The following is a 12,368-nucleotide window of genomic DNA, read 5'->3' as shown; positions in this document are numbered from 1 at the left end:
TAATTCGGTTGCGATTTTCCCGAGGAGAAGGGCCTTGCTTGGTGCATCCCTGACCGCTGCTGAAGAGTCGGTGCTGCTGGTGCAGCTCACCGATAGCCATCTGTTCGCGCCCGGGCAGGGCACCCTGCTGGGCATGGACACCTGCGACAGCCTGCAGCGGGTGATCGATCTGGTGCTCGAGGAGCAGCCGTGCATCGACCTGCTGCTGGCCACTGGCGATCTCTCGCAGGACGGCTCGGTCGAGTCGTACCAGCGCTTTCGCGAGCTGTCGACGCGCATCGCCGCGCCTGCGCGCTGGTGTCCAGGCAACCATGACGAGCGCGAAGCCATGCGCGAGGCGACGCGTGAGACCAGCCTGATGGAGCCGCTGTTCGAGTGCGGCAACTGGCGGGTGATCCTGCTCGATACCCTGCAATCCGGTGAGGTGTTCGGTGTGCTGGACGAGCCGCAACTCGAGTGGCTTGACGCGACGCTGCGTGCCGCGCCCGAGCAGCATCACCTGATCTGCCTGCACCATCATCCGGTGGCGATCGGCAGTCGCTGGATGGACAGCATCGGCCTGCGCGAGCCCGAACGGCTGTTCGAGGTGCTCGACCGCCACCGCAACGTCCGTGCGCTGTTGTGGGGGCACATTCATCAGGAATTCGAGCAGGTGCGTAACGGCGTGCGGCTGCTCGCCTCGCCCTCCACCGGCGTGCAGTTCGCGCCGCGCAGTGAGCGCTTCAAGGTCGATAGCCTGGCACCGGGTTATCGCTGGCTGCGTCTGCATGGCGACGGACGCCTGGACAGTGGCGTGTCGCGCGTCAGCGGCATCGACTTCGCGGTGGACTACAGCGTCAAAGGCTACTGAGCCGCGCCGGCAGGCGGCTTGCACCGTGCGGCGTCCGCCTTGTAGCCTTCCCCGTCCCTTGCCTGCCAGCGAATCGAATGACCAGCGATCGTCCCGCCATCCTCTATATTCACGGGCTCAACAGCTCGCCACTGTCGCAGAAGGCCCGCCAGCTCAGCGCCGCGCTCTCGCGCATCGGCATGGCCGGCAGCCTGCGGGTGCCGGCGTTGCACCATCATCCGCGCCGGGCCATCGCCCAGCTGGAAACGGAGCTGGCCGTGCTGGGGCGGCCGCTGCTGGTCGGCAGCTCGCTCGGCGGCTACTATGCGACCCACCTCGCCGAGCGCCACGGTCTGCGTGCGCTGCTGATCAATCCCGCGGTGCTGCCGCATCGGCGTTTCGATGGCTATCTGGGGCCGCAGACCAACCTCTATAGCGGCGAAGTCTGGGAACTCACCCATGACCATGTGGTGGCGCTGGCGGAGCTGGAAGTGCCGCCGCCGCAGGATGCCGGGCGCTATCAGGTCTGGCTGCAGACCGGCGACGAAACGCTGGACTATCGCCAGGCCGTCGACTTCTACCGTGGCTGCGCGCTGCGTATCCAGGCCGGGGGCGACCACGGTTTCCAGGGCTTTGCCGAGCGTCTGCCGGCGTTGCTGGCGTTCGCCGGATTCGCTCCGACGCTCTGGCTCGAGACCGATTTTTCCGATTCATAAGCTATCGAGACGCCCATGTCTTACACCGCAGAAGCCATCGAAGTCCTTTCCGGCCTCGATCCGGTGCGCAAGCGCCCGGGCATGTATACCGATACCTCGCGGCCCAATCACCTTGCCCAGGAAGTCATCGACAACAGCGTCGACGAGGCACTGGCCGGCCATGCCCGTTCGGTGCAGGTGATCCTGCATGCCGACAATTCGCTGGAAGTCATCGACGATGGCCGCGGCATGCCGGTGGATATCCATCCCGAGGAAGGCGTTCCTGGCGTCGAGCTGATCCTCACCAAGCTGCACGCCGGCGGCAAGTTCTCCAACAAGAACTACCAGTTCTCCGGCGGCCTGCATGGCGTCGGCATCTCGGTGGTCAACGCCCTGTCGACGCAGGTGGTGGTCACCGTCCGCCGCGACGGCAACGAGTACCGCATGAGCTTCGCCGACGGCTACAAGGCCAGCGACCTGCAGGTCATCGGCACGGTCGGCAAGCGCAACACCGGCACCAGCGTGCAGTTCTGGCCGGATGCCAAGTACTTCGACTCGCCGAAGTTCTCCATCAGCCGGCTCAAGCACGTGCTCAAGGCCAAGGCGGTGCTGTGCCCGGGGCTGAACGTCAGCTTCGAGGACAAGGCCAGCGGCGAGAAGGTCGAGTGGCATTACGAGGACGGCTTGCGTTCTTATTTGGTCGATGCTGTCAGCGAGTTCGCCCGTCTGCCTGACGAGCCCTTCGTCGGCACGCTTTCCGGCAATACCGAGGCGGTCGACTGGGCGCTGCTGTGGTTGCCCGAGGGTGGCGACAGTGTGCAGGAAAGCTACGTCAACCTGATTCCCACCGCGCAGGGCGGCACCCATGTCAACGGACTGCGTCAGGGCCTGCTCGACGCCATGCGCGAGTTTTGCGAGTTCCGCAGCCTGTTGCCGCGCGGCGTGAAGCTGGCGCCGGAGGATGTCTGGGAACGCATCGCCTTCGTGCTTTCGATGAAGCTGCAGGAGCCGCAGTTCTCCGGGCAGACTAAAGAACGGCTGTCCTCTCGCGAGGCCGCCGCGTTCGTTTCCGGGGTGGTCAAGGACGCCTTCAGTCTGTGGCTCAACGCCAACCCCGAGCTGGGTCTGCAACTGGCCGAACTGGCGATCAGCAACGCCGGCCGGCGCTTGAAGGCAAGCAAGAAGATCGAGCGCAAGAAGATCACCCAGGGGCCGGCCCTGCCGGGCAAGCTGGCCGACTGTGCCGGACAGGACCCGGCGCGCGCCGAGCTGTTCCTGGTGGAAGGTGATTCCGCCGGCGGCAGCGCCAAGCAGGCGCGCGACAAGGAATTCCAGGCGATCCTGCCGCTGCGCGGGAAGATCCTCAACACCTGGGAAGTGGACGGCGGCGAGGTGCTGGCCAGTCAGGAAGTGCACAACATCGCCGTGGCGGTGGGGCTCGACCCCGGCTCCAGCGATCTGTCGCAGCTGCGCTACGGCAAGATCTGCATCCTCGCCGACGCCGACTCCGACGGTCTGCACATCGCCACGCTGCTCTGCGCGCTGTTCGTCCAGCATTTCCGCCCGCTGGTGGAAGCCGGCCACGTCTACGTCGCGATGCCGCCGCTGTATCGCATCGACCTGGGCAAGGACATCTTCTACGCCCTCGACGAGGCCGAGCGTGACGGCATCCTCGAACGCCTGGTGGCCGAGAAGCGTCGCGGCAAGCCACAGGTCACGCGCTTCAAGGGTCTCGGCGAGATGAACCCGCCGCAGCTGCGCGAAACCACCATGGATCCGAACACCCGTCGGCTGGTCCAGCTGACTCTCGATGACTTCGACGGCACCCGCGAAATCATGGATATGCTGCTGGCCAAGAAGCGTGCCGGCGACCGCAAGAACTGGCTGGAGTCGAAGGGCAACCTGGCCGAGGTGCTGGTTTGATTCGCCGCTGCCTGGTGCTGCTCGGCCTGCTCGGTGCGGCCGTGCCGGCCAGCGCGGCGCCGGTCGAGCTGCCGCTGGTCAGCGAGCATGTGGTCGCCGGCATGAGCGGTGGCAACCTTTCCGGCCTGGCCTGGTGCGGCGATGCGCTGTGGGCCGTATCCGATCGCGACGACGACCGCCTCTACCGACTCTCCGGCGGCGCCGGCGAATGGCAAGCGGAGGCGGAGCGTTTCGATCTGCCGACGCCACCCGCCAGCGGCCTGCCCTGGGGTATGCGTATGCGTACCTGGGTCAGCGGCCAGCTGCGCGGCGGCCAGATGGATTTCGAAGGCCTGAGCTGCGACAGCCTGGGCAATCGGTACCTGGTCAGCGAGGCGCACGCCAGCGTGCTGCGGGTGAATCCGGCGGGCAGCGCCGAATGGCTGCGCCTGCCATCGTCGCTGGTACGCCAGGCGCGGGCCAGCGGCATGCTGCTGCATTTCAATGCGATGTTCGAAGGCATCGCTGTCGATCCGGCTGCCGAGCGCATGTGGCTGGCGGCCGAGCGCGAGCGCCGCGGGCTGCTGGTGCTGCATCGCCGGCAGAACAGCTGGCACTGCACCGGCGGTTGTGTGCTGCTGTCCGAGGGCGGTCAGGAACTGCCGCCGCCAGCGCTCGGGCAACAGCCCACGGCGCCTGGTTTCACCGCCGTGGCCTTCCATCAGGACAAGCTGTTTACTCTGGAGCCGCTGGCGCATCAGGTCTGCCGCCGCGTACCGGCGACCGGCACCGTGGAGCGTTGCTGGTCGTTCGTCGCGACGGCGTTGAGCGAGGAGCGACGCTACCCGACGCGCTTCGGTACCGCCGAAGCGCTGTGGCTCGACGCCGAAGGCGCCTGGATCGGCGTCGACAACAACGACATGCGCCGCGCCGATGGTGAGCAGCGTCCGATCGTCTGGCGTTTCGCCGCGCCGGCCGGCGGCTGGAACGCGCCGTGAGCCAGACGGCCGGTCGACGCGCCGGGCGGGTGATGCTGGTGCTCGCCTGGGCTGCCGGCCTGTTCCTCGCCACGCGCTTTTTCGCCGATTGGGAAGGTGAACGCACCAATCCCAATCGCGAACCGCTCTCGCGCGTCGAGAACGGCCAGATCGAGGTACAGCTGGCGGGTAACCGCAGCGGGCATTTTGTCGCCGATGGCCGAATCAACGATGCGCCCGTCACCTTTCTGCTCGACACCGGCGCCACCGACGTGGCGGTGCCGGTGGAGCTGGCCGGGCGTCTGCAGCTCGAGCGCGGCCCGCCGGTTCAGTTGCAGACCGCCAATGGCCGCACCACCGGCTATCGCACGCAGATCGAGCGCCTGCAGCTGGGCGACATCGTCCTGCGCGACGTACGCGCGGTCATCGCCCCGGGCTTCGACAGCGAGCAGATCCTGCTCGGCATGAGTGCCCTGAAACGTCTCGAATTCACCCAGCGCGCCGGCACCCTGGTGCTGCGCCAACACGCCACGGATCGACCATGAGCGAAACTCTCGACCTGAGCCTGGACGGCGTGGAGCGCCGCTCCCTTGCCGACTTCACCGAGCAGGCCTATCTCAACTACTCCATGTACGTGATCATGGATCGCGCTCTGCCGCACATCGGCGACGGCCTCAAGCCTGTGCAGCGGCGCATCGTCTATGCCATGAGCGAGCTCGGCCTGAACGCCGACGCCAAGCACAAGAAGTCCGCGCGCACCGTCGGCGACGTGCTCGGCAAGTTCCACCCGCACGGCGACAGCGCCTGCTACGAGGCGATGGTGCTGATGGCCCAGCCGTTCAGCTACCGCTACACACTGGTCGACGGCCAGGGCAACTGGGGGGCGCCGGACGATCCCAAGTCCTTCGCCGCCATGCGCTACACCGAGGCGCGGCTGTCGCGCTATTCCGAGGTGCTGCTGTCCGAGCTGGGACAGGGTACGGTGGATTGGGTGCCGAACTTCGACGGCACCCTCGACGAGCCGGCGACGCTGCCGGCGCGCCTGCCCAACCTGCTGCTCAATGGCACCACCGGCATTGCCGTGGGCATGGCCACCGATGTGCCGCCGCACAACCTGCGTGAGGTCGCGGCCGCCTGCGTGCGTCTGCTCGACGAGCCGAACGCCACCGTCGAGCAGCTCTGCGAGCACATCCTCGGCCCGGATTTTCCCACCGAGGCGGAAGTCATCACGCCGCGTGCGGAATTGCTGAAGATTTACGAAAGTGGCCGTGGCTCGGTGCGCATGCGCGCCGTGTATCGCGTCGAGGACGGCGATATCGTGGTCACCGCGCTGCCGCACCAGGTGTCCGGCGCCAAGGTGCTGGAGCAGATCGCCGCGCAGATGCAGGCCAAGAAGCTGCCGATGGTCGCCGATCTGCGCGACGAATCGGACCATGAGAATCCCTGCCGTATCGTCATCATCCCGCGTTCCAACCGCGTGGATGCCGACGAGCTGATGACCCACCTGTTCGCCACCACCGAGCTGGAGTCGAGCTACCGGGTCAACACCAACGTGATCGGCCTGGACGGCAAGCCGCAGGTGAAAAACCTGCGTGTGCTGCTGGGCGAGTGGCTGACCTACCGCATCGGCACGGTGCGTCGCCGTCTGCAGTTCCGCCTGGACAAGGTGGAGAAGCGCCTGCACCTGTTGGACGGTTTGCTGGTCGCCTTCCTCAATCTCGACGAGGTGATCCACATCATCCGTACCGAGGACCAGCCCAAGCCGGTGCTGATGGCGCGCTTCGAGCTGTCCGAGCTGCAGGCCGACTACATCCTCGATACGCGTCTGCGCCAGCTGGCACGCCTCGAGGAGATGAAGATCCGTGCCGAGCAGGACGAGCTGATGAAGGAGCGCGAGCAGCTGCTGGCACTGCTCGGCAGTGAGACCAAGCTGAAGAAGCTGGTGCGTAAGGAGTTGCTGGCCGACGCCGAGACCTACGGTGATGCGCGGCGCTCGCCGATCATCGAGCGCGCCGAAGCCCGTGCGCTGTCGGAAAACGAACTGCTGCCGTCCGAGCCGGTCACCGTGGTGATTTCCGAGAAAGGCTGGGTGCGTTGCGCCAAGGGTCACGACATCGACGCGACCGGGCTCTCCTACAAGGCCGGCGACGGCTTCAAGGCCGCCGCTGGCGGGCGCTCGAACCAGTACGCGGTGTTCATCGACAGCACCGGGCGCAGCTATTCGCTGGCGGCGCATTCGCTGCCCTCGGCGCGTGGCCAGGGCGAACCGCTCACCGGCCGCCTGACGCCACCGCCAGGCGCGAGTTTCGAATGCGTGCTGCTGCCCGATGACGATGCGCTGTACGTGATTGCCTCGGACGCCGGCTACGGCTTCGTCGTCAAGGGTGATGACCTGCAGGCCAAGAACAAGGCCGGCAAGACACTGCTGTCGCTGCCGGCCGGTGCGAAAGTGGTGGCACCGCGGCCGCTGCACAGCCGCGACGACGACTGGCTGGCGGCGGTGACGACCGAAGGGCGTCTGCTGGTGTTCCCCGTGCGTGACCTGCCGCAGCTGGGCAAGGGCAAGGGCAACAAGATCATCGGCATTCCTGGCGAACGTGTGGCCAGCCGCGAGGAGTACCTGGTCGATCTGGCGGTGCTTCCAGCGGGCGCGACGCTGACGCTGCAGGCCGGCAAGCGCACGCTGTCGCTCAAGGCCGACGACCTGGAACATTACAAGGGCGAGCGTGGGCGACGTGGCAACAAGCTGCCGCGTGGCTTCCAGCGAGTCGATAGCTTGCAGGTCGAGCGCCAGGGCTGAGTGGCACGCTTCAGTGCTGGCGTCCGGGGTCGGATTCACGGAAGATAGCCACCTTTCAAACCGGCGACGCTCTGTCGATCCGACTTTCGGACCGTCCAGCAGTCGCATGGCTGGCCGTCACCGACGATCGGGGTGGCCGGTGTCTACCGCGGCATAGCCTGGATCATGGTGTAAGAGGGTAATGAACAAGTTGCTGCGTCTTTCGACTGTCTTGCTGGTACTCAGCGCCAGCTTGTCTGGCTGCATGCTGCAGCAGCCGCTGCCCATGTACCGCCTGGAGAATGGTTCGGCCACCATGCCGGAACGGATCGATGGCCCGGCGGTGCTGCTGGGGCCGGTGACCCTCGCCGATTATCTGCAGCGTGATGCCATGCTGCAGCGCCTGCCCGACGGCAGCCTGGCGGCCGATGGGCAGCACGCGCGCTGGGCCGGCAGCCTGCAGGGTGACATCGAACAGCTGCTGTTGCGCCAGCTCGCCGCCGGGCTCGAGACCCAGCGTGTGCAGTTGAGTCCGGCCGCCGCTGGATTCACCCCGGATGTTCAGGTTGAACTGGCCATTACCCGGCTGGATTCCGGCCCGGCGCATCCAGCGGTGCTGGAGGCGCAATGGCGACTGCTGGACAAGCAGGGCAAGCTGCAGGGCAGTCGTCTGGTTCGCCTGCAGGAGGAGCATCAGGGCACGCCGGCCGACCAGGTGCATGCGCAGAGCGTGCTGCTACAGCGTCTCGGTGAAATGCTGGCGACCGCGGCAAAGCCGCTGGCCGTCGCCAAGCCGGCTGCACCCAAGCGCGAACCGGCCAGGCCGAACAAGGCCGCCGAGGCGAAGGTGCCGCGCATCCCCGCACTGGAGCCGATCCGTACCGATATGGAAGTATTCCGCTTCTGATAATCGCCCACGAGCCGGCCCTGAAAGACGCTGGCCGGCTCGTCAGCTTCCCGATTCCTCATGTTTCGTGCAGCCGCGGCCGGCTCTGGCTCTGTGTGGCCAGGCTCCGTGTGGCCATCTGTCGGTACGGAAGCGCCGGCTAGCGGCGCGAGGGGAGGGATGAAGGTCACGCAGCGACTCAGCTGCGCTGGCGCAGCTCGTGCATACGGGTCAGCTGGCGCTCCAGCAGCGACGGGTACGGCTCCAGCAGGCGCTCCACGCAGCAGGCACCTTCCGGGCTGGCGATCGGGCGGATGCGCGCGCGCTGCCTGATCAGCGGGTCGTCGCCGATGCTGCGCTCGACCAGCAGCAGGTTGCGGCTGTGCAGCGACATCGCCAATGCCGCCTGAGCGGCATCGCTGAGCAGCAGATCGCCCTGACTGAGTTCGTACAGACCTTCGCCTTCGGTCAGGCCCAGTTGCAGCTGCAGGGTCAGCCCGCTGTCGGCGACCTCGATCTGCAGCGCGTGGCTCAGCGCGCGCATTAGCTCGCCGCAGCAGATCGCGTGGGTGAGGTAGTTCTGTTCATCGTCCTGGCTATGAAACAGCATCAGGCTGCTGCCGTCGTTGAGCGTCTGCAGTTCCGCCTGATAGAGCGTTGCCGCTTGCTGCAGGGAGTCACGATAGCGCTGCAGCAGATCGGTCAGGCGTTCGCGCGGCAGGCGCCGCAGCTGTTCCTGGCCGCCGAGCTGAATGGCCAGCACTGCGCTCTTGCGCGGTGCGACCGGTGGTGTCGGGACCGGCGGCGCCGGGGCGGCGAAAGGCGGATCTTCGTCGTCGAAGGCGCCGAACGGTTCGAAATCATCGTCGGCGCGTAGGGCCGACGGCTCGCCGAATGACGGCTCGATCGACTGTGTCGGCGCCACCGCAGGCGGTTCGCCGACGTAACGCGGGTCGGGCTGATCGAAATAGCCATCGTCGAGCATTTCGCCGAGATCCAGTTCCGGCTCGGGTTTTTCCGGCACCAGACGCGCCTGCAGTTGACGCGCGAGGTCGCCGATCTCGTCCTGGCGCCCGGCGCCCGGTGCCGGATCGTCCGGATCGCGCAGCCACAGGCGCAGCTGCAACAGCGGCGTGGACAGCTGGCGGCCCAGGCGCATGCTCAGCACCAGTGCGAGCGCCAGCAGGATCAGGCTGAGCAGCCCCATGCTCTGCAGGCTGATGGTCATCGGTTGCTGGAACTGCTGCATGTCCAGGCTGATGCGCAGATGGCCAGCGATCACTTCCTGGAAGCTGATCGGCGTGGAATACAGGCCTTTGTCGTCACCCAGCAGGCTGTGCTGCGGCCGCGTACCGGATTCGGCCAGCACGCGGTTGTCCACGCTGTAGATGGCGGCATGGGCGACCAGCGGGTTCTTCACCAGATTGCTGAGCAGCACGTTGAGGCTGAGGATGTCGTTGGCCACCAGCAAATCGGTAGCCGAGGCGGCGGTCTGCGTGACCAGGCTCTGGCCGAGCGCATCGGCCTGCTGCTCCATCGCCTGCTTGAACTGCATGCCGATCACCCACGCATAGATGACCAATGCCAGGGCGACCAGCAGCAGCGTGTGGCTGGCGATGCGCAGCACCAGTGGGACGCGGTGCTGGCGCACGGCACGGTAGAGCATGAGGAAGAAATTGTCTGGCTTGACGGATGCGGGCCGGTTCACAGAGCGCGGCTCTTCTCGAAGGAAATTGGCGGGCAGTATACGGAAAGCGCGATGGCGGCTGAAGGTCTGCGCGGTAAAGCGGACGAAACGTCGACGTCCCGTGCGTACCGGATAGCCCGGCGTGGATGTTGTAGAATGCGCGCCTTCTTTGTCATGGGAGTTGCGCCTTGCGCGAAATCGTCCTGATCAACATCACCGGGGAAGATCGTCCCGGTCTGACTGCGGCCATCACAGGCGTCCTGGCGCAGGGTGGCGTGAACATCCTCGACATCGGTCAGGCGGTGATCCATGACACGCTGTCCTTTGGCATCCTGGTCGAGCTGCCCGATAGCGAAGGCGCTTCGGCGGTGCTCAAGGACGTGCTGTTCATGGGCTACAAGCACGACCAGCAGGTGCGCTTCACGCCGGTTTCCGAAGACGACTACCAGCACTGGGTGGCCGGTCAGGGCAAGTCGCGGCATATCGTGACCCTGCTGACGCGCAAGGTCACCGCCGAGCAGCTGCACCGGGTCAGCTCGATCACCGCGAAGTTCGGCCTGAACATCGACCACATCGACCGCCTCTCGGGGCGCATGCCGCTGGACGTGCCCGAGGAGCTGGGCAAGGGCTGCATCGAATTCTCCGTGCGCGGCGAGCCGGAGGACACCGCGGCGCTGCGTGCCGAATTCCTCAGCGTGGCGCAGGAGCTGAATGTCGATATCGCCTTCCAGCGCGACTCGATCTTCCGCCGCAATCGGCGTCTGGCGGTGTTCGACATGGATTCGACGCTGATCGAGGCGGAGGTCATCGACGAGCTGGCCAAGGCCGCCGGCGTCGGCGAGCAGGTGGCGGAGATCACCGAGCGCGCCATGCGCGGCGAGCTGGATTTTCGCGCCAGTTTCAAGGAGCGCCTGGCGCTGCTCGAAGGGCTCTCGGAGGACGTGCTGGCGGACATCAGTGCCAGCTTGCGCCTGACCGAGGGCGCCGAGCTGCTGTTCGCCGAGCTCAAGCGGCTCGGCTACAAGACCGCAATCCTCTCCGGTGGTTTCAGCTACTTCGCCCGGCAGCTGCAGGCCAAGCTGGGCATCGACTACGTGTTCGCCAACGAACTGCAGATCGTCAACGGCAAGGTCACCGGCGTGGCAGTCGAGCCGATCGTCGATGCCCAGCGCAAGGCTGATCTGCTGCGCCAGCTGGCGGAGCAGGAAGGGCTGCGCCTGGAGCAGACCATCGCGGTCGGCGACGGCGCCAACGACCTGCCGATGCTCGGCCTGGCCGGGCTCGGTGTGGCGTTCCGCGCCAAACCGCTGGTCAAGCAGTCGGCCAAGCAGGCAATTTCCACCCTGGGGCTGGACGGTATCCTCTACCTGCTCGGCTATCGCGACCGGGAAGGCGCGGAGTAACACGGTCGCCGTCAGGCATAGCGGCAGAAACGACAAGCCCCGAGTCGATCCCGACTCGGGGCTTGTCGTTTCCGGGGGCTGGCTGCTTCAGGGCTTGATTGCGACCTTGAGCACGCCGTCACGCTGGTTGGCGAACAGATCGTAGGCCGTTTCGATGTCGTTCAGCGCGTACTGGTGGGTCACCAGCGGGCCGAGGTCGACGCGCCCGGATGCCACCACGTTGAGCAGCCGGCGCATGCGTTCCTTGCCGCCGGGGCACAGCGAGGTGACGATCTTGTTGTCGCCGAGGCCAGCGTGGAACGCGCCCAGCGGAATGGTCAGATCGCTGGAATAGACGCCCAGGCTCGACAGTGTGCCGCCGGGCTTGAGCGCGCGCAGCGCCTGCTCGAAGGTGGTCTGGGTGCCGAGTGCTTCGATGGCGGCATCGACGCCACGGCCGCCGGTCAGCTTCATGATTTCGTCGACGACGTCGACGCTGCGGAAGTTCAGCGTCACGTCGGCGCCCATGCGCCGCGCGATATCCAGCCGTGCATCGACGCCATCGACCGCGATGATGGTGCTCGCGCCGCGCAGCTTGGCGCCGGCGGTGGCGCAGAGGCCGATCGGCCCTTGGGCGAAAATCACCACGATGTCGCCGATCTTGATGTTGGCCGCCTCGGCGCCAGCGAAGCCGGTGGACATGATGTCCGGGCACATCAGCACCTGTTCGTCGGTCAGTCCGTCAGGCACCGGCGCCAGGTTGGCCTGAGCGTCGGGCACCAGCACGTATTCGGCCTGGGTGCCGTCGATGGTGTTGCCGAAGCGCCAGCCGCCCATCGGCTTGTAGCCGTGGCAGCTGCAGCCGCCATCCTGCGAGGAGAGGCCGTCCTGGCTGGCGTAGGAGGAGAAGTTCGGGCAGATGGCGCCGGCGATGACCCGCTGGCCTTCCTGGTAGCCCTGCACGTTGCTGCCGAGTTTCTCGATGATGCCCACCGGCTCGTGGCCGATGGTCAGGCCGCGGGCGACCGGGTATTCGCCCTTGAGGATGTGGACATCGGTGCCGCAGATGGTGGTGGTGGTGATGCGCAGCAGCGCGTCGTTGGGGCCGATCTCGGGAATCGGCTTGTCCTGCAGTTCGATACGGCCCGGTTCGACGAACACCGCGGCTTTCATCATGGCCATGATGGCGACTCCTCTCGGATCAAAAGAACGTCAGCGCACTCTAGTCGAG

10 protein-coding genes are annotated in these 12,368 nt (G+C 66.4%); 8 read left to right on the top strand and 2 right to left on the bottom strand.

The annotated features are described in order from the left end of the window. Positions 1-34: 34 nt before the first annotated feature. The 7 genes from cpdA to HU825_RS02880 all read left to right on the top strand — a co-directional run bounded on the left by cpdA (position 35) and on the right by HU825_RS02880 (position 8,089). Positions 35-850, top strand: coding sequence for a 3',5'-cyclic-AMP phosphodiesterase (gene cpdA / locus HU825_RS02910; protein ID WP_043297759.1), 816 nt, complete (start codon positions 35-37; stop codon positions 848-850). A gap of 77 nt (positions 851-927) precedes the next feature. Continuing rightward, positions 928-1,545 carry a YqiA/YcfP family alpha/beta fold hydrolase gene (locus HU825_RS02905; protein ID WP_054094082.1) on the top strand — a complete coding sequence of 206 codons (618 nt, stop codon included), beginning with the start codon at positions 928-930 and terminating at the stop codon, positions 1,543-1,545. Between the two features lie 15 nt (positions 1,546-1,560). After that, the gene (gene parE, locus HU825_RS02900; protein WP_043297755.1) at positions 1,561-3,447 is read left to right on the top strand and encodes a DNA topoisomerase IV subunit B; all 1,887 of its coding nucleotides are present in this window, start codon (positions 1,561-1,563) and stop codon (positions 3,445-3,447) included. After that, positions 3,444-4,424, top strand: coding sequence for an esterase-like activity of phytase family protein (locus HU825_RS02895; protein ID WP_234302862.1), 981 nt, complete (start codon positions 3,444-3,446; stop codon positions 4,422-4,424). Before parE ends, HU825_RS02895 begins: the two co-directional genes overlap by 4 nt. Further along, complete coding sequence (locus tag HU825_RS02890; protein ID WP_234302861.1) at positions 4,421-4,948, top strand: retropepsin-like aspartic protease family protein; 528 nt, start codon at positions 4,421-4,423, stop codon at positions 4,946-4,948. Before HU825_RS02895 ends, HU825_RS02890 begins: the two co-directional genes overlap by 4 nt. Continuing rightward, entirely contained in the window at positions 4,945-7,203 is a 2,259-nt protein-coding gene (gene parC, locus HU825_RS02885) for a DNA topoisomerase IV subunit A (protein ID WP_234302860.1), read from the top strand. The genes HU825_RS02890 and parC overlap by 4 nt, the downstream gene beginning before the upstream one ends. Positions 7,204-7,384: 181 nt before the next feature. After that, on the top strand, positions 7,385-8,089 hold the full coding sequence (locus tag HU825_RS02880) for a PqiC family protein (protein WP_234302859.1): 705 nt from the start codon (positions 7,385-7,387) through the stop codon (positions 8,087-8,089). A gap of 178 nt (positions 8,090-8,267) precedes the next feature. On the opposite strand, the gene HU825_RS02875 is transcribed toward HU825_RS02880, so the two are convergent. Beyond that, positions 8,268-9,776: an AhpA/YtjB family protein gene (locus HU825_RS02875; RefSeq protein WP_043297750.1), complete on the bottom strand. Its 1,509-nt coding sequence runs from the start codon at positions 9,774-9,776 to the stop codon at positions 8,268-8,270. 167 nt (positions 9,777-9,943) lie between these two features. Here HU825_RS02875 and serB point away from each other — a divergent pair, with 167 nt between their 5' ends. After that, positions 9,944-11,158, top strand: coding sequence for a phosphoserine phosphatase SerB (serB, locus tag HU825_RS02870; RefSeq protein WP_043297748.1), 1,215 nt, complete (start codon positions 9,944-9,946; stop codon positions 11,156-11,158). 87 nt (positions 11,159-11,245) lie between these two features. On the opposite strand, the gene HU825_RS02865 is transcribed toward serB, so the two are convergent. Beyond that, entirely contained in the window at positions 11,246-12,322 is a 1,077-nt protein-coding gene (locus tag HU825_RS02865; protein WP_175415106.1) for an NAD(P)-dependent alcohol dehydrogenase, read from the bottom strand. Positions 12,323-12,368 lie beyond the last annotated feature (46 nt).

The organism is Pseudomonas phenolilytica, assembly GCF_021432765.1.
Taxonomy (GTDB): Bacteria; Pseudomonadota; Gammaproteobacteria; order Pseudomonadales; family Pseudomonadaceae; genus Stutzerimonas; species Stutzerimonas phenolilytica.
This window is presented reverse-complemented; position numbering and strand designations above follow the sequence as displayed.

Excerpts from the sequence above, each read along its gene's own strand:
- parC (WP_234302860.1), top strand. The coding sequence starts at position 4,945 with ATGAGCGAAACTCTCGACCTGAGCCTGGACGGCGTGGAGCGCCGCTCC.
- HU825_RS02880 (WP_234302859.1), top strand. The coding sequence starts at position 7,385 with ATGAACAAGTTGCTGCGTCTTTCGACTGTCTTGCTGGTACTCAGCGCC.
- HU825_RS02905 (WP_054094082.1), top strand. The coding sequence starts at position 928 with ATGACCAGCGATCGTCCCGCCATCCTCTATATTCACGGGCTCAACAGC.
- parE (WP_043297755.1), top strand. The coding sequence starts at position 1,561 with ATGTCTTACACCGCAGAAGCCATCGAAGTCCTTTCCGGCCTCGATCCG.